The following is a 19,934-nucleotide window of genomic DNA, read 5'->3' on the forward strand; positions in this document are numbered from 1 at the left end:
TCTATCTGTGCGGGTGTCCCGCCGACAACCGGGGATCCGAGGATCTCGGCCGGTTACGCGCGGAGCGGAGGCCCGATGCTGAGAAGCGGGTGCTACGACGCGCGGACAACTCGCGGCAGGAGCTCGACGAGCTGATGGAGCCAGCATAGCCGGTCCGTGCGCCGCATCGGTGCTCACCAGTGCGGTGAGGTCGTCGGCGGGCAACGGGCCGTCGCTGGTGGCCGCGCCAGCGGTGGGCCCCACCCAGGGTGCGTCGCACCCAACAAAGCCCTACTGGGTGGCGGCGGCCGTCGACCCGCTCAGCGCGGCGCAGATGCCGCCGTCCACGAGGATGTCGACGCCGGTCACGAAGCGGGCGCTGTCGGACAGCAGGAAGGCGACGACGTCGGCGACGTCCTGCGCCTGCCCGATGCGGCCGAGCGGAGTCTGGTCCACCAGGGTCTGCATGATCGTGTGGGTCTCGGCCTCCTGCCGGCCCTGCGGAGTGTCGATGATCCCCGGGGAGAGGGAGCAGACGCGCCCGCCGAGCGGACCGACCCGCACCGCCTCCTGGCGGGCGAAGCGCTGCACCCCGCGCTTGGCCCACGAGTAGGCCATGCCGGGGTCCTCGACGACGGGCCCGAGGGCCTCGTGCAGGCGGTCGAGGAAGTTCTCGTCGAGCGGGTCGTCCAGCACGGCGTCGGCGGCCGGGTCGGCCTCGCTGATCTGCAGGTACGGCGCCATGGAGGCGAAGCACACCAGCGCCGTCCCGGCGGTGGTGAGCGGGCGCAGGGCCGCCGCGAGCAGCGCCGTCCCGACGAGGTCGACGGCGAAGATGCGGCGCCAGTCGGCCATGGTCGGTGAGATGCCCGCGGCGTGCGCGACGGCGCGCAGCGTGCCGAGCTCGCCGGCCCGTGCCGCGAGCCGGTCCAGTCCCTCCCGGTCGGTGACGTCGAGGACGAACGCCTCGACGGTGGTCGTGCTCGCCGGCCACCGCTTCGCCAGCGCCGTCACCGACTCGTCCCGGTCGACGAGCAGCAACGCGTCGACCGTGCCGTCGAGGCGCTGCGCGCAGGCCAGGCCCATGCCGCGACCGGCACCGGTCACGATGCCCACCGTCCCGGCGGCCCGGGTGCCATTCCTGGTCAAGGCTTCTCCACTCCCTTGTGCGAGGTGACCGCTCGAAGCGTGGTGCGAGGACCGCCGACGGCGGGGCGCCGGCCGGGTGCTCCCGGACCGGGCCCGCGCACGTCGGCGGGCGGCCTACACGCTGAGCGTGCGGATCGGATCGCTGCCGTCCCAGTCCTGCGCGGCCTGGCGGACCAGCGTGGCGATGCCGTCCGTGGCGGCCGTGACCTCCATGATCTCGACGATGGTCGCGGGCCCGGCCGGCGGCTCGACGTAGGCGTAGCGAGCCGCGCCGTCGCCGTCACCGGACCACACGACGGGCCACCCGGCGGCCGCCACGGACCGCATGGTGGCGTCGAAGTCGTCGGTCCACCAGGCCAGCTGGTGGAACCCCTCGTGCCCCGCGTGCAGGAACTCGGTGTAGATGCTCGGGGTGTCGTCCTCCTGGCAGATCAGTTCGACCTGCAGGTCACCGGTGTTGCTGAAGGCGATGGACAGCGGGGCCGAGCAGGACCGGCCCCGGTAGAGGCCGGTCTGCGTCTGTCCGCGCAGGACGTACCAGGGGCCTACTCCCAGCTCCAGCCAGCTGCGCACGGCCTGATCGATGTCGCGGACGATGTAGCCGATCTGGCGGGCGGCGCCGGGCAGGACGGCCGGCCGGGCGGCCACCTCCGAGGTCGGGGTCATCGGTGCTCCTCTGCGTAGACGGACGTGCGGGACGGGCCGTTCCCGGCGCGCCGGGGGGACCGGGCGTGCCGTCTCATGGCTCCAGCACGACCCGGATGGCGCCCGACTTCCGGTCGCTCGCCACCCGGAACGCCTCCTCGGCCTCCTCGAGCGGGAAGCGGTGGGTGATGAGGGTGCGCGCGATCTCGGGGTCCTCGGCGAGCATGGCCGCGGCGTCATCCATCTCGCGGCCGCCGCCGTGGCGGCAGTAGCCGAGGGAGGACAACAGGCGGCCCTCGCGGAGGAAGACACTGAGCCAGTCGACCTCGATGGTGCCCATGTAGACCCCGATGGCGACGACGGTGCCGCCGGGCGCCAGCAGCTCCACCGCGCGGGCGAGGCTGGCCGGGCTTCCCGCCGCCTCGATGATGACGTCGTACTCGCCCTTGGGCGGGCCGCTGGCGCCGAGGCGCTCGGCGGCCTCGATCTGGTGCGGATAGCGCGCCTCGATGGCGATGTCGGTGATGCCCTGCCGGCGGGCGGCGGCGACGGCGAGCAGGCCCAGCGCGCCCGCGCCGACGACGGCGACCCGGGCTCCGGGGGCGGCGCCGGAGATCCGGACGCCGTGCCAGGACACCGACGCCGGCTCGACGATGGAGGCGTCGCGCACGTCGAGGCCGGCCGGCAGCGGGACTAATCGGGCCATGGGCACGCGGAACTGCTCGGCCATGCCGCCGTCGGCACTGAAGCCGAGCGCCCGCTCGCCGTGGGTGGGACAGCGGTTGTAGTTGCCGTTCAGGCACTGCTCGCATTCCATGCAGCCGAAGAGCGCCTCGACGATGTAGGCGCTGCCGTCCGCGCGCACGCCCGCCAGCTCGTGGCCGAGGATGTGGCGGCTGCCCTGGCTGATGTAGATCAGGTCGGAGCTGCAGATGCTCGCCGAGCGGACCTGCAGGACCTCGCCGGTGCCGGGCGGCTCGTCGAGGTCGACGAGCTGCACGCCGCCTTCGGCTGCACGTACGGCTTTCATGGACGCTCCTTCGCGGGTTGCGGGACGGCGGGGCCGGTCGTGCTGCCGGCCAGGGCTGCCGGTGACCCGGAGTGCCCGGCCGGCGTGTCACTGATCCCGAGGTAGGACTGCACCAGCAGGTCCGCGTCGACATCGGCGGTCCGCTGCGCCCAGGCCACCCGGCCGACGGCCATGAAGGCGATGGTGTCGGCGAGCGCGACCACGTCGTGGGCCTTCTCCTCGACCAGCAGGATCGCGGTCCCGGTGGCCCGCAGTTCCTCCAGGGCGGCGTAGACCTCGGCGACGACGAGGGGGGCCAGGCCGAGCGAGGGCTCGTCCACGATCAGGACGGCGGGGGGCTTCACCAGCGCCGGCGCCAGGGCCAGCATCTGCTGCTCGCCGCCGGACAGGGATCCGGCGAGCTGGCCGCGGCGTCGGCCGAGCACCGCGAAACGGCGGTAGGCGGCGTCCCGGTCATCGGCCGACGGGAGCCACAGGGAGAGGTTCTCGTCCACGGTCAGGGCGGGGAAGATGCCGCGGCCCTCGGGGATGAGGAAGGCGCCGTGCCGGACTCTGCGGTGCGGTGGCAGCCCGGTGACGTCCTGGCCGCCGAGCCGCACGGTGCCCTGCGTCACCGGGACGCCGCCGGTGACCACCGCGCAGATCGTCGACTTGCCGGCCCCGTTGGCCCCGATGAGGGCGAGCACCTCGCCCGCCCGCAGCGTCAGGCTGACCCCGTGCAGCACCTCCACGGCGCCGTAGGCGGCGTGCACGTCACGCAGCTCGAGCACGGTCGAGGCACCGTCCGAGGCCTCGGTGTCCGGCGCGCTGACCGGGGTCACGCTGTTCGGGGTGGTGCTGACCGGGGTCGCCGCCGTGGCGGCGGCCTCCCGGCGCAGCGCCCGCTGCTCCCGCCTGCGGCGACGCTCGAACCGCTGCTGCGCGGTGAGCGCGAGGATGCCGTCGGAGTTCTGCGCCAGGTTGATCGCGGCCAGGCCGGAGAGCACCTGCGGCAGGTAGGACGTCTCCGCGACGTGGCTGAGGATCTCGGGGCTGACGGCGGCGCTCAGCCCGGCGATCACGGCCGCGGCCGGGCGGCGCACCCCGAACAGCACGACCGTGGCGAGCCAGAACAGGCCCGTCTCGACCGGATAGTCGAGGTGGGTGATGCGCCCGGACGAACTCGCGAGCAGCACCCCGCCGAAGCCGGCGATGGCCGCGGACAGGGCGAACACCGCGGTCTTCGTGCGGCCCGCCGAGATGCCGATGGTCACCGCGCCCGGCTCCGTGGAGCGCAGCGCGGCCATCGCCCGGCCGGAGCTCGACCGGATCAGGTTGCTGACCAGGAGAAGAGCGAGGCCCAGCACGACCGCCAGGAAAATGATCATTGAGCGGGGGTCGGCGAGGTCCACCGGTCCGAGGGTGGGCGGGCGGAGCACCCAGCCGCCGAAGTCGTTCCGGCTCACGCCGCTGAGCTGGAAGAACAGGTTCTGGCAGAGGTACGCCAGGGCCAGGGTCGCCAGCGCCAGGGGCAGCCCGCCGAGCCGACGGGCGGGCAGCGACACCAGCACGCCCATCGCGGTGGCGACCGCGGTGCCGAGGAGCAGCGCGACCGCGAACGGCCAGTGGTGGCTGACCGCCCAGCCGGCCGTGATGCCGGCGGCGGTCACGAACGCGGCCTGCGCGAGGCTGACCATCCCGCCGACTCCGGTCACGACCGTGAAGGAGAGCAGCACCAGCGACAGCGCCAGTCCGCGGATGATGAGTGACTGCCAGTACTCGTCCGCCACGAACAGCGCGAAGACGAGGACGGCGACGCTCCACACCGTCCACGCGATGACCTTGCGCCGCTTCGACTCCGTCCCGTAGGACGGCGGCGGCGGGTCGTCGTCGGCGTGCGCGCCGGCCCGCCGGCTGCGGTCCACGGCGAACACGAACAGCAGCCCGAGCAGCAGGATGAACGGCACCGACGTGCTGAACCCGGAGATGTTCTGGGCGAAGTCCGCGTAGCCGACGATGAGGTTCTGCAGGACGCCGATCAGCAGGCCGCCGGCGAGCGCGAGGGGCATCGAACGGAACCGGGCGAACACGACGGCCGGCGTCGAGATCAGCACGACCGTGGTGAACACCGGGGTGTTGAGCGTGAAGATCGGGGCGACCAGCACACCGGCGAGCCCGGCGAGGAAGCTGCCCAGCATCCACGACACGGCGGAGGTCCGGTCGGGATCGATGCCGCGCAGGGCGGCCAGGCTCCGCCGGTCCACCACGGCCCGCATCTGGAGCCCGAGCCGGGTGCGCTGCAGCAGGACCCACAGACCGACGGCCGTGAGCACCGCGGCGCCGAAGACGGCGATCTGGTTGCTGTCCAGCAGCACCCCGCCGAGCGTCCACGTCTTCTTCGGGGTCGGCCCCAGGCCGGGGATCAGGAACAGATCCTCGATGCCGGCGATGTCCAGGTGGAACCACAGGTTCAGCCGGCTGGAGATGAACAGGCAGAGCCCGGGCACCGCGATCAGCAGCCCGATCGGTACCACGATCTTCACGGCCACCGGGGCGTGTGCGAGCCGCCGGTAGACCAGCCTGTCCAGTAACAGGCCCAGCAGCGGCGCGAAGACAAGAATGGAAATGATCGCCGCGGGGACGACCGGCACGCCGGCGGTGACATTGAGTTGTACGAACAGATAGGCGGTGGCGAAGGCGACCGCACCGTGCGCGAAGTTGAAGATGCCCGACGTCTGATAGGTCAAGACCACGCCGGCCGCCAGGATGGCGTAGAGACCGCCGGCGACGGCGCCGCCGACGATGAGATTGAGGAACTCCTCCATTGTGTGGCCCTTCGATGGAGATCCGGTCTGGCGGTCAGCCCAGGTAGGCCGCTCGGACGGCGGGGTGGGCCTGAATCTCGTCCGGTGTGCCCTCGGCCAGGACGGAGCCGAGGTTCAGCACCACGACCCGGTCCGACTGGCCCATGACGAAGCCGACGTCGTGCTCGACGAGGACGACCGCCACGCCGGTCGTCCGCAGGCGCTGGATCTGCTCGCCGAAGAGTTCCGTCTCGTGCGCGGACAGCCCCGACGTCGGCTCGTCGAGCAGCAGCAGCCGGGGCCGGTCGGCGATCGCCCGCGCCAGCTCCACCAGCCGGGCCTGGCCGATCGGCAGCGCACCGGCGGGCTTGTGCCGCAGGTCGGCCAGCCCGCAGGCGGCGAGCACCGACAGCGCGTGCTCCCGCCGCTCGGCCTCGCGCCGCCGCCGCCCGGGCGCGGCGAACAGGTCGGCGAGCAACCCGCCCCCACCGCCGTGCCATTCCATGGCGGTCAGGACGTTGTCCTCCACCGAGAGGCGGCTGTACAGCTGCGCGCGTTGGAAGGTACGACGCACGCCGGAACGCGCGCGACGTTCCGGGAGCTGCCGGGTGACGTCCACTCCGTCGAGGAACACGGCGCCCGACGTGGGCGGCGTCAGGCCCGAGATGATGTCGAACAGGGTGGTCTTGCCGGCGCCGTTCGGGCCGATGAAGCCACAGACCTCGCCGGGGTCCACCCGCAGGGACACATCACTGATGGCGGTAAGACCGCCGTAGCGCTTGGTGACGTGGCGGACCTCCAGTGCCGGTTCCGTGGTCACCCCGGCGACGCTGCTGTCGGTGCTGGTCGCAACCACACCCACTCCTTTCCGCCCCTGCGGGCCCGTTACGGTCCAGGAAGCGGGGGACAGACCGGCCCCCGTGCGGACTGGGACTCCCTCCGCGGGCGGAGGGATGTGGTTCCGCCCTCCGCCCGCTTCGCACGGGTGCCGGTCTAGTTGGTGTAGGGGTTGTTGCAGACGAGCGGGACGGCGAGCGAGTAGTGGCCGTCCTTCAACTGAGTGGAGGCACTGCAGGGCGCGCCGTAGAAATGGTTCTCCGGCCACGTCGTCTGACCACTGAAGATGCCGTCACCGTAGTGATAGTCCGGGCTGTTCATTGTGCTCAGGAACTTGTCGACGGTGAGATCCTTGCCGGTCGCCTTGAGACCGGAGATCAGCATGTCGGCGGAGATCCACCCCATCGCCGAGGTCAGCGACAGCTTGGCGCCCTTGCCGTACTTGTTGATGTCGTCGGTCATCTGGCGCACCGTCGGGTTGCCGGTCTCCTCGAACGGCAGCCACTGGACGGCCGTGTAGGTCTTGTTCAGCGCCTCCAGGCCGGTCAGCCGCGGGTCGTAGCCCACCGAGCTGGTCTGGATGCCCTGGTAGCCGGCGGCGGTCAGCGTCTGGGCCAGCGCGGTCACGTTCACGAAGTCGGTGACGTGGTAGACGAGCGCCGGAGGCTTGCCGTGGTTGGCGGTCATGATCTGCCGGACCAGGCTCGACGGGTCCGAGGGCGGCTGCCCGTACTGCAGGGTGGTGTTGGTCATGACGACGTCCAGCCCGGCCCGTTCCAGGGCGTCCTTGGTGTCGGCGACGCCCTGCTTGGCCGAGGCGTTGTCGACACCGAGCATGACGACGCTCTTGTCCGAGCTCTTGGACAGCAGTTCGACGTACGGGCCGACCTGGATCGAGTTGTACTTGTCCGGCAGCAGGCAGCCGGTGAAGCCGAAGGTGTTCGCCCGGCCGCAGAACCCGCTGTTGATCGACCAGCCGAACGCCGGCACCACGTTCTCGCACAGCGCGTCGACGTAGCCCGCCATCGTGGTCATCACCGGCGCCGCGGCGAAGACCTTCTCGTTCTCGGCCAGCTTCTTCCCGGCGTCGGCGTTCTGCTGGGCGTTCTGCGCGTCGTCGAGCATGCCGCTGTAGTCGATCGTGCGGCCGAACACGCCGCCCGCGGCGTTCTCCCGGGCGAACCGGGCCTGGGCGCCGAGGTCCGTCTCCTGGTAGGTGGAGGTGCCACCGCCGCTGAGGGTGCCGAGCCCGCCGACCTTGATGCTGGTGGGGGTGATCCCCCGGGTCGGGTCGGGCGAGGGGCCGGAGCAGGACAGGGTGCCCGAGACCGGGAGGGTCTTCCAGGTGGCCGGCTGTGTCGCGGAGGAGCGCGAGAGTGTCGCCGTCGTCCCGGTGTCCGTGCCTGGTGCCGTCGCGCTGGTGTCGCCGCCGTCCCCGCCGCTCCCGCAGGCGGCCACCAGGGCGAGCGCCGCCGCCAGCACAGGTAAGAGGCCTTTCCTCGGATTCATTTCTTGGACGACCTTCCTCTGGGTAGTCGCTGCGCGGGCGGCCCGGCCGTCGCGGCGCTTTCCGCGACGACGGCCTCTTCGGCGCAGCCGAAATCCGCGGCGCGCCGGACCGCGCCTGCGGAAGTGAAGTTGAACGAGCGGCTGATACTGCCCGCCGGTCGGTTGGAATCCCGGGGACGCCAAATAGAACGCACTGCGGCGAAGCGTCCCGTGGGGCGACCGTGAATACGGCCGCCGACGGTGTGTGGTGGCTGAAGTGGCCGCGACAGGTCGGCTGCGGTCCAGTACGCGGCAGTTCCACCTGCCGGCGTCAGCCGGCAGGCGAACAATTACTGGACCGCGCCGGCGCGACTGCCTGTCGGTTCGGCCGGAACGTGTGGGAAGGCTTACATTTTCCGATCCGGAAGTCAAGAGGCCGGTGGTTGTGACTCTGGGCGGCCGATCGGTCGCCTTGCGCAGGTGTGTGCGGCCGGTCTCCGCCTGTCGCCCGCCTTGCCGGTTTCTCCCGGAAATGCCGCTTTCGGTTGGTTATTCCGCGCATTCCCGTCCCCAGGCGAGGAGGGGGTACCGGAGGGCTCGCTGCGCGGGACCTGGCGCAGGCCGGTGTGGACGAGTCGGCTGCCCGCCTGTCGCGGGTCCGCGTCCGGGGCCGCGGTCCCCGTCCGGGGAGGGCGGGTCCGGTGGCCTGTGTTCGCGTGCGACGTGTGCGACCGCGTGCCGGTGCGGGGTTGATCGATCGGCGGCCCCGTGGCCCGGTCCGTCCGTCCCGCCCGCGGCCCGTCCGTCGGCAAGGCTTGCTGTTCCACGCCTGGTAGGCGGGCTGGTTGCCATCGGTCGACCGCCTGCGACCGTTCGGAAGGTGCTTGCTGTCCGCCCGGAGAGCGTCTACATTATCGTCAACTTTCCAGACATGATCGTCGATTTTTTTTCAGGATCATGTCAGTTTTGGTGCAACGGGCTCGTCGGCAGGCCGGCGAGGGGCACCGGCCCGACGACCGCGCGCAGCGGCGGCAGACCGGGACCCCGTGAACAGGTGAGCGGTGATGGAGATGCCGAAGGTGAGCGGGTGCCGGCGGGCGCCGACCGAAGCCCGCCCGCACACCCTGGCCCGAGGCGGATGCGGGCGTGGGGTTCGACTACGTCGCCGGACCTGGCACTCGCAGTGCACCAACCCGATGGCCCTGGAGGAGTACCGATGACAGCAGTTCCCCAGCCGAAGCCGGCGGCGGAACCGGTCTGGAGCTCCGGCGCCGACAGTCAGCTCAGGACACAGCGCTGGGACGACGACCTGCCGCGCTCACGCCGCGGGGCCGAGACAAGGGCCCGACTGGTGGAGGCCGCGAAGACCGTCTTTGAGGAGAAGGGCTTCCATGACGCGCGGGTCTCCGACATCGGCGAGCGTGCCGGCCTGACCCACAGCGCCTTCTACCACTACTTCGACTCGAAGGAGGACATCCTCCGGGAGGTGGTCACCGCCATAGATCATGCTCTCAATTCGGGGATGGACGTCATCCTTGATCCTTCTTCCACCGCCACACCGCGGGAGCGCCTCACGAAGGCGATCCGGATCCGTTTCGAGGCACACCGCAAAGAAGCGCGGATCATGAACGTCATCGAGCAGGTGGCGCGGTACAACGAGCCGATCAGCGCCCTCTGGACCGAGCTCTACCAGCGGCACTGCGAGGAGATGGCCGCCTCGATCACGCAGCTCCAGCGGCGCGGCCTGGCGGACGCGACCCTGGACCCGGTCATCGCGACCGACGCACTCGCCACGATGACACTGCGGTTCGCCGAACAGTCACTCATGCAGGACGGCTCCAGATACGACTTCGATGTCGCCGTCGACCAGATCACCAAGATCTTCATCAATGCGCTGCAACTTCGTGACCCCAAGAAGCGCCGCCGGCGCGACGACAGCGGCTAGTACGCCCTGTCCCGGCGCGACCGGCGTCCCGGCTGATCAGCGGACTCCAACCAACGACACCAGCGGGGGACCGTTCCCGCGATCCGATGTCGACACCGCACGCGACTCGGTGTCGAGACCAGATCACCCGCTCTCCCGCACCACCAGACGGCACCCGCCTCGCGTCCCCGGGCGGATACGGACCACAACCCACCCGCGACGTCACGCCCGCACAGGTATCTCCTCGGGCGGCGTCGCCGAGAACCTGACGTGGCGGTCTGACCAGGCGTGAGCGCTGCTCCCGGTGGCGGACAGAACGTCGTCCAGCTCCTGTTGTGAAGAGTGTGGGAGAGGCGGGGCGCGGGATGCGGACTCCACCGTCACGCCTACCACCCACCACCACTTACCGGCGTACTTCCGCTACACCAGGGCGTACTTCTGCCTGCGGGCGAGAGGAGATCACCGTGACCGCGGTGACCGATGTCAGGTCCGAGTCCAGGATGCTTGTGGACGGCGAGCTCGTCGAAGCCGACTCGGGCAAGCGATTCGACAACATCAACCCCGCGACCGAACAGTTATTAGGGCAGGTGGCGGACGCCTCCCCGGCGGAGATGCGGCGGGCGATCGCGGCCGCCCGCCGCGCGTTCGACACCACCGACTGGTCGACGAACCATGCCTTCCGCAAGCGTTGCCTCGAACAGCTGCAGGACGCGCTGGAAAGCGAGCGGGAGGAGCTGCGCGAGGAGCTCATCCTCGAAGTCGGCTGCCCACGGATGGTGACCGGCGGTCCACAGCTTGATGATCCTTTGGAGAGCGCGCTTCGTTACCCGGCGAAGCTGATCGACGAGTTCCCCTGGGAGTCGGATCTCCCGGACGGCATGGCGATGGGCGTGCTCAACCGGCGGCGGGTCCGGAAGGAGCCGGCCGGTGTGGTCGGCGCCATCGTGCCGTGGAACTTCCCCTTCGAGGTGGCGCTCAACAAGCTCGGCCAGATCCTCGCCACCGGGAACACGGTGGTGCTCAAGCCCGCTCCGGACACCCCGTGGAACGCCACCCGCATCGGTCGGCTGGTGGCCGAGCGTACGGACATCCCGCCCGGCGTGGTCAATGTCGTCACCTCCTCGGACCACCTGGTGGGGGAGGAGCTGACGCTCTCTCCGCAGGTCGACCTCATCTCCTTCACCGGATCGACCACCGTCGGGCAGCGCATCATGGCGAAGGGCGCCGCGACGATGAAGCGGGTGTTCCTCGAGCTCGGCGGCAAGTCCGCGACGATCGTCCTCGACGACGCGGATCTCCCGAGCGCGCTCATGGCCGGCCTGGGGGTGTGTTACCACGCCGGTCAGGGCTGCGCCGTCCAGACCCGGATGCTGTTGCCGCGGTCGCGCTATGCCGAGGGCGTCGAGGTGCTGAAGGCCGCCTTCGCGGCAGTGCCCTACGGCGATCCGCAGCGCCCGGACGTGATGATGGGCCCGCTGATCTCGGCCAAGCAGCGGGCTCGCGTGCTCGGCTACATCGAGAAGGGGGTGGCGGAGGGCGCCACGCTCGCGCTCGGTGGCGGTCGGCCCGAGCACCTGCCCACCGGCTGGTACGTCGAGCCCACCTTGTTCACCGATGTGGACAACTCGATGACGATCGCCCGGGAAGAGATCTTCGGGCCGGTTCTCGTGGTGATCCCGTTCGACGATGACGACGATGCCGTCCGGATCGCCAACGAGAGTGTGTACGGACTCAGCGGCGGTGTCTTCTCCGGATCCCTGGAACGGTCACTCGCTGTGGCCCGCCGGGTGCGCACCGGGGGAATGTGCGTCAACGGCGGCACGCCCTACGGCGCCGACCTGCCCTTCGGGGGCTACAAGCACAGCGGGATCGGCCGGCAGAACGGCACGCTGGGATTCGAGCAGTACCTGGAGACCAAGTCCCTCGCCTGGCCGAAGGCCTAGTCGCGGCCCGCGGATCCCGCAGGTGCCGGTGCTGCTGGTGGAGTCATGACGCCGGCACCACCGGCACCCACCGGCGGCGACGGTAACCGCCGCACTCTCCTTTCCCGCTTCGGTACGCGACCTGCGGCCCACCGGCACGCTCGGCAGGGCCGGAACCGCACGGTCCGCCGCCGGCGGCGTGCCCGGACGGACACCGTGACGACGACCCCCGCGGATGACGTCGAGGCGCGAGGCATTCATGAAAGCCGTACGTCCCAGTGAAGGGGTAACCGTGTCACTCGCCAGCCATTTAGGTGACGTCTACTATGACCCTTACGACTTCCAGATCGACGCCGACCCCTACCCGGTGTGGCGGCGGATGCGCGACGAGGCGCCGCTCTACTACAACGAGAAGCACGACTTCTACGCGCTGAGCCGCTTCGAGGACGTCGAGCGCGCCCTGAGCGAATGGGGTACCTTCCTGTCCGGGCGGGGCACCCTCCTGGAGATCATCAAGGCGAACGTCCCCATACCACCCGGGAACATCCTCTTCGAGGATCCTCCCGTGCACCACGCCCACCGCGGTGTCATGGCCCGTGTGTTCACGCCGAAGAAGATGAACGCCCTCGAGTCGAAGGTCCGTGAATTCTGCGGGCGTTCCCTCGACCCGTTTGTCGGCACCGCTGGCTTCGATTTCATCGGAGACCTCGGTACGCACATGGCGATGCGCACGATCGGCTATCTCCTGGGTATTCCGGAGGAGGACCAGGAGGCGATCAGAAGCCTCTTCGACGACAATCTTCGTATCGAGGACCCGGATAATCCGAGGCCACCGGACATCGGCATCGACGGCGCGTTCGTCGACTACATCGAATGGCGGGCGGAACATCCTTCGGACGATCTCATGACGGAACTCATGAATGCGGAGTTCGAGGACGAGACCGGGACCGTCCGCACGCTGACCCGCGATGAGGTGATCGCCTACATCAACCTGCTGGCCGGTGCCGGGAACGAGACGACGGCACGGCTCGTCGGTTGGGTCGGGAAGCTCCTCGGTGAACACGCGGACCAGCGCCGCGAACTCGCCGCGGATCGATCGCTGATTCCCAACGCGGTGGAGGAGGTGCTGCGGTACGAAGCGCCCTCCCCGGTACAGGCACGGTACATCGAGCGCGAGGTGGAACTGCACGGCCGGACGATACCCGCGGGCAGTGTCGTTCTTCTTCTGAACGGCTCCGCCAACCGGGACGAGCGCCGTTTCCCCGATCCTGACCGTTTCGACATTCACCGCTCCGTGGGTCGCCATCTCGGCTTCGGCTACGGCATCCACCACTGCCTCGGTGCCGCACTGGCCCGCCTCGAGGGCCGGGTGGCGCTGGACGAGGTGCTCCAGCGCTTTCCCGACTGGGAGGTCGACTGGGACAACGCGGTCCAGGCTCGCACCTCGACCGTGCGGGGCTGGGAGAAGATGCCCGTCCGCATCGGCTGACCGACCGTTTCGGCGTCAGAGTCCTCGTACCGTTTCGCCGCCGCAGCAGGGGAGAGGGAAAAATGCAGCAGTCGGACATGATCCTGATCAGCATTGACGATCATTCGATCGAGCCCCCGGACATGTACAAGCGGCATGTTCCGGCGAAGTGGCTGGACCAGGCGCCGAAGGTCGTGCGCGGTTCGGAAGGCGCGGATCTCTGGGTGTTCCAGGGCCAGGCGACCGCGACGCCGTTCGGCATGGCGGCGACCGTCGGCTGGCCCCGGGAGGAGTGGGGATTCCATCCCGGCTCGATGTCCGAGATGCGGCCGGGCTGCTTCGACGTCCACGAGCGCGTCCGTGACATGAACGTGAACGGCGTGCTGGCCTCGATGTGCTTCCCGACGATGGCCGGCTTCAACGCCCGGACCTTCAGTGAGGCCGCCGACAAGCAGATTTCCTACATCATGCTCCAGGCGTACAACGACTGGCACATCGACGAGTGGTGCGCCACCTACCCCGGCCGGTTCATCCCGCTGGGAATCGTCCCCATGTGGGACGTCGACCTGGCGGTCGCGGAGGTCCGGAGAATCGCTCGGAAGGGGTGCCGCGCGATCAGTTTCCTGGAGGCGCCGCACGGGCAGGGCTGGCCGAGCTTCCTGTCGGGCTACTGGGATCCGATGCTGAAGGCGATCGTCGACGAGGACATGGTGCTCTGCCTGCACATCGGCGGCGCCTGGGACATCGTGAAGCTGGCTCCCGAGGCACCAGTCGACCATTCCATCGTGATACCGTCGCAGCTGACGATGCTCACCGCGCAGGACCTGCTGTTCGGTCCCACGCTGCGCCGGTTCCCGAAGCTGCGGGTCGCTCTCTCCGAGGGTGGCATCGGCTGGATCCCGTTCTATCTCGACCGTATCGACCGGCATTTCCAGAACCAGACGTGGATCGACGGTGACTTCGGCGGGAAGCTTCCCTCCGAGGTCTTCCGCGAGCATTTCCTGGCCTGTTTCATCACCGACCCCGCCGGCCTCAAGATGCGGCACGACATCGGCGTCGACGTGATCGCCTGGGAGTGCGACTACCCGCACACCGACACGACCTGGCCGGAGTCGCCGGAGTTCGTGTGGAACGAGCTGCAGACCGCCGGCGTCCCGGATGCCGAGATTCACCAGATCACCTGGGAGAACAGCGCCCGCTTCTTCAACTGGGATCCTTTCAGTCACGTCCCGAAGGAGCAGGCGACGGTGGGGGCGCTGCGCGCGCAGGCGGCCGACGTGGACGTGACGCGGATGTCGCGCGCGGAATGGCGCCGGCGCAACGAGGCCGCCGGAGTGGGCCGGGTGGAGGCCGACGGGCTCCAGGACGTGGGCGGGGCTCGATGACCGGTGTCATGGAGGGTGTCCGCATCCTCGAGGTCGCCGAGCACACCTTCGTGCCGGCGGCCTCGGCCCTGCTGGCCGACTGGGGCGCGGAGGTCATCAAGATCGAGCATGTCGAGCGCGGCGACGCCATGCGCGGGCTCGCCTCGGCCGGGGTGGCTGCCGTGCCGGCGGACGTCCACGTGCTGCTGGAGCACTCCAACCGCGGGAAGCGCAGCCTGGGCCTCGACCTGACCTCCGCCGAGGGTCGCGATCTGCTCTACCGGCTGGCCGCGACGTCCGACGTGTTCCTCACCAACAAGCTGCCGAAGGTGCGGGCGAAGCTGCGGATCGACGTCGAGTCGATCCGCGAGCACAACCCGCGCATCATCTACGTGCGCGGCACCGGCCAGGGCGAGCGTGGCCCCGACGCCGACCGGGGGTCCTACGACTCGCTCGCGTTCTGGGCCCGCGCCGGGATCGCGTCGGGCCTGACCCGTCCGGAGTACGGGCACGTGCCGAGCCCGCCGGCCCCGGGCTTCGGGGACTCGATCGGCGCGATGACGATCGCCGGCGGCATCATGGGCGCTCTGTTCCACCGGGAGCGGACCGGTGTCGCCAGCATCGTGGACGTGTCCCTGCTCGGCACCGGCCTGTGGGCCATGGGCCAGGCGCTCGGGCTCTCGCTGGTGCTGAACATGCCGTGGGAGCCGCTGCCGCTGAACGCGATGGCCAACCCGCTCGTCGGCAACTACCTCACCAAGGACGGGCGCTGGCTGGCGTTCTCCTGCCTGCAGGCGGGCCGGTACTGGCCGCCGATGTGCGAGGTGATCGGGCGCCCGGAGCTGGCGGTCGACCCCCGGTTCGCCGACCACACGGCGCTGCGGGACAACAGCACCGAGGCGATCGCCCTGCTGCGCGAGGCCTTCGCGGAGCGCACGCTCGAGGAGTGGCGGTCGCGGCTGGCCGACTTCGTCGGCCAGTGGGCGGTCGTGCAGGACACGCAGGAGGTCGCGGTCGACCCCCAGTCCGTCGCGAACGGCTACATCCAGGACCTCGAGACGGCGGCCGGCGTGCCGTTCCAGCTGGCCGCCGCGCCGGTGCAGTTCGACGAGCGGCCGCCGGCCACCCGCCGGGCGCCGCAGTTCAACGAGCACGGTGACGAGATCCTCGCGGAGCTCGGACTCGACTGGGACACGGTCGTGGACCTCAAGGTCCGCGGCGTCGTCGCGTAGCGACCACCCGGGCCGTCCGCACACCAACCATCCGACTCGACAGGTAGGAGAAAGTGACATGACCTTGTTCGACGCCTTCCGGTACGACGGGAAGCGGGTCCTCGTCGTCGGCGGGGCGACCGGCATGGGTGCGGCCGCCGCCGAGTTGGCGCAGAGCGCCGGCGCCGAGGTCGTGGTCATGGACTACGCCGAGGTCACGCTGCCCGGCGCCAAGGCCATCCACGTCAATCTCGCGGACGCGGCGTCGATCGACGCGGCCGTCGAGCAGTGCGGCGGGCCGGTGCACGCGCTGTTCTCCGCCGCCGGTGTCGCCGACGGCACGCCCGGCATCGAGCGGATCAACTTCATCGGCCACCGGTATCTGATCGACCGACTGCTGGCCGGGGGCCTGCTGCCCCGGGGTTCGGCCATCGGCTTCATCTCGTCGGCGGCCGGCCTCGGCTGGGAGGGCAACCTCCCGCTGCTCAAGGAGTTCCTCGACATCACCGACTTCGACGCGGCGACGCTGTGGGTCCACGAGCATGGCAAGGCCGACTACATGTGGAGCAAGCAGGCGGTCTGCGCCTACGTGGCTCGGGAGTCGTTCGCGCTGCAGAAGCAGGGCATCCGCGTCAACGCCATCTGCCCCGGCCCGACCGACACGCCCCTGGCCCAGGCCAACAAGGAGATGTGGCTCGGCTTCGGCGCCGACTACCGGGCCGAGGTCGGCATCGAGGCGGCGACGCCGCTGGAGCAGGCCTACCCGCTGCTGTTCCTCTGCAGCGACGCCGCCGCGGCCGTCAGCGGGATCACCGTCATCACCGACGCGGGCTACTGCAGCTCCGGCATCACGGGGAGCTACCCGGCCGCGGCGGAGAACGTGCGCTTCTTCTTCGGCCGGTAGGACCTGCCGGCCGGATCGGTGGGTTCGGCCGGTCCGTACGGACCGGCCTGCGGCCGACCCGGCCCCGCCGGTGCCGCCAGCGACCTGGAGGAAAACCCGACATGCTGTTGGAACTGAGCTCCGACCAGGAGATCTTTCGGGATACCACCGCGAGATTCCTGACCAGTCGGGTGCCGATCAGCGAGGTCCGGAGTCTCCGGAACCACCCCGCCGGCTTCGAGCCCGACTACTGGCGCGAGGGCGCCGAGCTCGGGTGGACGTCGCTGCTGGTCAGCGAGGAACACGGCGGAGGCTCGGTCAGCGGCGGGGGGCTGGTGGACCTCACCACGATCGCCCATGAGTTCGGCGTGCACGCCGCGCCGGGACCGCTGGTCCCGACCAACGTGGTCGCCGGGACGCTGAGCACCTTCGGTGGCGAGGCGCACCGTCCCGTCCTCGAGTCGCTGCTGGCCGGCACATCGGTCGCGGCGTGGTGCTTCGGCCCGGCCGTCGACACCGACGGCCGCGGCCCCGCGGGCCCGCGCTGCCGGATCGCCGACGGCGAGGTCGTCCTCGACGGCGTCCAGCGTCCCGTCGAGGCGGCGGGCCAGGCGCACCACATCCTGGTCACGGCCCGGGCCGAGGGTGGGCTCACGCAGATCCTCGTCCCGACCGACACCGCCGGGGTGTCGATCGAGCCGATGCGCACGGCGGACCTGACCCGCCGTTTCGCGGCGGTGACGTTCGACGGCGTCCGGCTCCCGGTCGAGGCCCTCGTGGGAGAGCCGGGCGACGCCGACGAGCTCCTCGAGTACCAGCTCCAGCTCGCCGTGGTGATAGGCAACGCCGAGGCGGTGGGCGCCCTGCAGACCGCCTTCGACATGACGCTGCAATGGGCGTTCGACCGTTACTCGTTCGGGCGCCCGCTGGCCTCCTACCAGGAGCTCAAGCACCGGTTCGCGGACCAGAAGACGTGGCTGGAAGCCTGCCACGCCGTCAACGACGCCGCCGCGGCGGCAGTCGACGACCGGTCGGCCGACGCGAAGGAGCTGGTCAGCGCCGCCAAGGCGTTCATCGGTGACTACGGTTCCGAGCTGGTCCAGGACTGCGTGCAGATCCACGGTGGGATCGGCGTGACCTTCGAGCACGACCTGCATCTCTACCTGCGCCGGGTCACCGTGAACCGGGCCCTGTACGGCACGCCGGCCGACCATCGCCAACGCATCAGCACCGTGCTCGAGAACCGGAAGGAGCGGGTATGACCGACGCCATCGAGGACGTCGAGAGTTTCCGGCTGCGTGCCCGCACCTGGATCCGCGCGAACCTCCGCCCGCTGGAGCCGCACGAGACACTCGCGCCCACCCTCGCGCTACCGGTCCAGACCGAGGAGGAGGAACTCGCCGCGCTCGCCCGGGAGCGTGAGCTCCAGCGCATGATCTTCGACGCCGGCCTCGCCGGGATCGGCTTCCCCCGGGAGTATGGCGGGCAGGGCCTGACGACGGACCATCAGCGCGCGTTCAACGCCGAGATCGTGGGTTACGAATACCCGGCGCGGCTGCAGGCGCCGACGTTCTCGCCCTGCGGTGCCGTGCTGCTGGACTTCGGCACCGAGGAGCAGAAGCGCCGGCACATCCCCGCCATTCTCAAAGGCGAGGAGATCTGGATGCAGCTGCTGTCCGAGCCCAGCGGCGGGTCGGACGTCGCGGCCGCCCTCACCAGCGCCGTCCGCGACGGCGACGACTGGATCCTGAACGGCTCGAAGGTCTGGACGACCGGCGCCTCGACCGCCGACTGGGGCCTGTGTCTGGCCCGGACGAACTGGGACGTCCCGAAGCACCGCGGCCTGACCGTGTTCATCCTGCCGATCCACCAGCCGGGCATCGAGGTGCACCGCATCGAGATGCTGAACGGCTCGACCGAGTTCTGCCAGGAGTTCCTGACCGACGTCCGGGTCCCCGACAGCGACCGCATCGGTGACGTCGACGGCGGCTGGACGGTGGGCACCCGCTGGATGTTCCACGAGCGGATGCTCTTCAACTCGCCGTTCGTCAGCATCCCGGTGGGAACCTCGCCCGGCGAGGTCGGTGCCGCCTCCATCGTCAACGTCGCCCGGGACACCGGACGATTCGACGATCGCTGCGTCCGGGACCTCCTCGGCGAGGCCCACATGCTCGAGCTCGTCGGCCAGACACTCCGGCGCCGGATCGGCCGCGGTGTCGCCGCGGGCCGGATATCCGAACAGTCCGCCGCGATCACCCGCCTGTTCGCGGGTGTCTCCTCCGCGCGGAAGGCCACCATCGCGTTCGAGATCGCGGGCCCCGCGGGGGCGGCCTGGACGGCGGACGACGGCGCGGCTGCGAACTGCGGCGATGACTTCCTGATGCGGCAGACGTCCTGCATCGGCGGCGGCACCACGGAGATGGCCCGTAACGTGATCAGTGAGCGGGTGCTTGGCATGCCCCGCGAGCGCACACCCGACCGTGACCGACCCTTCCGAGACGTACCACGGAGCGCATCGAACCGCGCCTGACTGGAAAACTCAACGTAACGTGGGCAGGCTCGCGCCCACCAGGGCACTTGGCCGCTGGCGCGTGGGAAGGCGGCGGTTCGGGTGTGGCTGTCAGTCGGCCCTTCTGTAGGCGAGCGGTACGCGGGTGCGTGCCCGGGCTCGCGCGGCCCTGGTGCGCGGCCGTCAGGCCGCGGGGGCCGGGGGGTCAGGCCGCGGCGAGCATCGAGGCGGCCTCCTCGGGCGAGACCCCGAGATTCTTCATCTGCCGGGCCAGCACGCGCTTGCGCCTTTCTGGGTCCTGCTGGGGGGTGTGGTAGTCGGCGCCGAGCTCCCGGAACGGCACCTGGTCGTGCACCATCCGCCAGATGATCTCGAGGATGGAGCGGCTGGTGGCGACGAGGGCCTTCAGCCCGCCGCGGCGGGCGCGTAACCGCCGGTGGCGTACCCCGAGGAAGGTGTTGGTGCGCCCGGCGGAGACCGCGGCCGTGCCGAGCGTGCGGCGCACGTAGCGGTTACCGCGTCCGGTCCGGCCCATCCGCAGGGATGCTCCGGTCTGGATCGTGCGCGAGGTCAGCTTCGCCCACGACGCCAGGTGCCCCGAGGCCGCGAACGGGCTCATGTCCGTCCCGATCTCCGCGAGGATCAGCTGCGCGGAGTCCCTGCCGATCCCGGGGATCGCGTCGAGCAGGTCGACGAGGTCCGCTGCCGTCCGCGGCACGGGTGGCCCGTCGGCGGGTGGGGG

Annotated in this window: 15 protein-coding genes; 8 read left to right on the forward strand and 7 right to left on the reverse strand. The window is 70.3% G+C overall.

Going from position 1 to position 19,934, the window contains the following annotated elements:
• Positions 1-270: 270 nt before the first annotated feature.
• The 6 genes from FMEAI12_RS09450 to FMEAI12_RS09475 all read right to left on the reverse strand — a co-directional run bounded on the left by FMEAI12_RS09450 (position 271) and on the right by FMEAI12_RS09475 (position 7,932).
• Complete coding sequence (locus FMEAI12_RS09450; RefSeq protein WP_255565673.1) at positions 271-1,128, reverse strand: SDR family oxidoreductase; 858 nt, start codon at positions 1,126-1,128, stop codon at positions 271-273.
• Between the two features lie 114 nt (positions 1,129-1,242).
• Positions 1,243-1,794 (reverse strand): VOC family protein, encoded by a 552-nt coding sequence (locus tag FMEAI12_RS09455; protein ID WP_112105722.1) that lies wholly within the window; start codon positions 1,792-1,794, stop codon positions 1,243-1,245.
• A 73-nt stretch (positions 1,795-1,867) separates the two neighbouring features.
• A complete protein-coding gene (locus tag FMEAI12_RS09460; protein WP_112105723.1) occupies positions 1,868-2,803 on the reverse strand; it encodes a zinc-binding dehydrogenase in 936 nt (311 codons plus the stop codon).
• Positions 2,800-5,607, reverse strand: a complete 2,808-nt coding sequence (locus FMEAI12_RS09465) for an ATP-binding cassette domain-containing protein (protein WP_112105724.1) — start codon at positions 5,605-5,607, stop codon at positions 2,800-2,802. The genes FMEAI12_RS09460 and FMEAI12_RS09465 overlap by 4 nt, the downstream gene beginning before the upstream one ends.
• Positions 5,608-5,641: 34 nt before the next feature.
• On the reverse strand, positions 5,642-6,448 hold the full coding sequence (locus FMEAI12_RS09470; protein ID WP_112105725.1) for an ABC transporter ATP-binding protein: 807 nt from the start codon (positions 6,446-6,448) through the stop codon (positions 5,642-5,644).
• 131 nt (positions 6,449-6,579) lie between these two features.
• Positions 6,580-7,932: an ABC transporter substrate-binding protein gene (locus tag FMEAI12_RS09475; protein WP_112105726.1), complete on the reverse strand. Its 1,353-nt coding sequence runs from the start codon at positions 7,930-7,932 to the stop codon at positions 6,580-6,582.
• Between the two features lie 1,195 nt (positions 7,933-9,127).
• On the opposite strand from FMEAI12_RS09475, the gene FMEAI12_RS09480 reads away from it, so the two are divergent.
• The 8 genes from FMEAI12_RS09480 to FMEAI12_RS09515 all read left to right on the forward strand — a co-directional run bounded on the left by FMEAI12_RS09480 (position 9,128) and on the right by FMEAI12_RS09515 (position 19,213).
• Positions 9,128-9,856 (forward strand): TetR/AcrR family transcriptional regulator, encoded by a 729-nt coding sequence (locus tag FMEAI12_RS09480; RefSeq protein ID WP_112105727.1) that lies wholly within the window; start codon positions 9,128-9,130, stop codon positions 9,854-9,856.
• A 479-nt stretch (positions 9,857-10,335) separates the two neighbouring features.
• Positions 10,336-11,778, forward strand: coding sequence for an aldehyde dehydrogenase family protein (locus FMEAI12_RS09485; protein ID WP_200835237.1), 1,443 nt, complete (start codon positions 10,336-10,338; stop codon positions 11,776-11,778).
• A gap of 238 nt (positions 11,779-12,016) precedes the next feature.
• Positions 12,017-13,246 (forward strand): cytochrome P450, encoded by a 1,230-nt coding sequence (locus FMEAI12_RS09490; protein WP_165938620.1) that lies wholly within the window; start codon positions 12,017-12,019, stop codon positions 13,244-13,246.
• 62 nt (positions 13,247-13,308) lie between these two features.
• The gene (locus FMEAI12_RS09495; protein ID WP_112105730.1) at positions 13,309-14,610 is read left to right on the forward strand and encodes an amidohydrolase family protein; all 1,302 of its coding nucleotides are present in this window, start codon (positions 13,309-13,311) and stop codon (positions 14,608-14,610) included.
• Entirely contained in the window at positions 14,607-15,821 is a 1,215-nt protein-coding gene (locus FMEAI12_RS09500; protein WP_112105731.1) for a CaiB/BaiF CoA-transferase family protein, read from the forward strand. The genes FMEAI12_RS09495 and FMEAI12_RS09500 overlap by 4 nt, the downstream gene beginning before the upstream one ends.
• Positions 15,822-15,879: 58 nt before the next feature.
• Positions 15,880-16,704: an SDR family oxidoreductase gene (locus tag FMEAI12_RS09505; RefSeq protein WP_112105732.1), complete on the forward strand. Its 825-nt coding sequence runs from the start codon at positions 15,880-15,882 to the stop codon at positions 16,702-16,704.
• A gap of 101 nt (positions 16,705-16,805) precedes the next feature.
• Positions 16,806-17,945, forward strand: a complete 1,140-nt coding sequence (locus FMEAI12_RS09510) for an acyl-CoA dehydrogenase family protein (protein WP_112105733.1) — start codon at positions 16,806-16,808, stop codon at positions 17,943-17,945.
• Positions 17,942-19,213: an acyl-CoA dehydrogenase family protein gene (locus FMEAI12_RS09515; RefSeq protein ID WP_112105734.1), complete on the forward strand. Its 1,272-nt coding sequence runs from the start codon at positions 17,942-17,944 to the stop codon at positions 19,211-19,213. Before FMEAI12_RS09510 ends, FMEAI12_RS09515 begins: the two co-directional genes overlap by 4 nt.
• 184 nt (positions 19,214-19,397) lie before the next feature.
• Here FMEAI12_RS09515 and FMEAI12_RS09520 read toward each other — a convergent pair.
• On the reverse strand, positions 19,398-19,934 hold a 537-nt coding region (locus FMEAI12_RS09520), incomplete at its 5' end, for a transposase (protein ID WP_146776659.1).

The sequence above is a fragment of the Parafrankia sp. Ea1.12 genome (assembly GCF_900465275.1).
Lineage (GTDB): Bacteria > Actinomycetota > Actinomycetes > Frankiales > Frankiaceae > Parafrankia > Parafrankia soli.

Bases quoted from the DNA above. Each gene is read 5' to 3' on its own strand.
- FMEAI12_RS09455 (WP_112105722.1), bottom strand. From the start codon at position 1,794: ATGACCCCGACCTCGGAGGTGGCCGCCCGGCCGGCCGTCCTGCCCGGC.
- FMEAI12_RS09460 (WP_112105723.1), bottom strand. From the start codon at position 2,803: ATGAAAGCCGTACGTGCAGCCGAAGGCGGCGTGCAGCTCGTCGACCTC.
- FMEAI12_RS09465 (WP_112105724.1), bottom strand. From the start codon at position 5,607: ATGGAGGAGTTCCTCAATCTCATCGTCGGCGGCGCCGTCGCCGGCGGT.
- FMEAI12_RS09475 (WP_112105726.1), bottom strand. From the start codon at position 7,932: ATGAATCCGAGGAAAGGCCTCTTACCTGTGCTGGCGGCGGCGCTCGCC.
- FMEAI12_RS09480 (WP_112105727.1), top strand. From the start codon at position 9,128: ATGACAGCAGTTCCCCAGCCGAAGCCGGCGGCGGAACCGGTCTGGAGC.
- FMEAI12_RS09485 (WP_200835237.1), top strand. From the start codon at position 10,336: ATGCTTGTGGACGGCGAGCTCGTCGAAGCCGACTCGGGCAAGCGATTC.
- FMEAI12_RS09490 (WP_165938620.1), top strand. From the start codon at position 12,017: ATGAAAGCCGTACGTCCCAGTGAAGGGGTAACCGTGTCACTCGCCAGC.
- FMEAI12_RS09495 (WP_112105730.1), top strand. From the start codon at position 13,309: ATGCAGCAGTCGGACATGATCCTGATCAGCATTGACGATCATTCGATC.
- FMEAI12_RS09500 (WP_112105731.1), top strand. From the start codon at position 14,607: ATGACCGGTGTCATGGAGGGTGTCCGCATCCTCGAGGTCGCCGAGCAC.
- FMEAI12_RS09505 (WP_112105732.1), top strand. From the start codon at position 15,880: ATGACCTTGTTCGACGCCTTCCGGTACGACGGGAAGCGGGTCCTCGTC.
- FMEAI12_RS09510 (WP_112105733.1), top strand. From the start codon at position 16,806: ATGCTGTTGGAACTGAGCTCCGACCAGGAGATCTTTCGGGATACCACC.
- FMEAI12_RS09515 (WP_112105734.1), top strand. From the start codon at position 17,942: ATGACCGACGCCATCGAGGACGTCGAGAGTTTCCGGCTGCGTGCCCGC.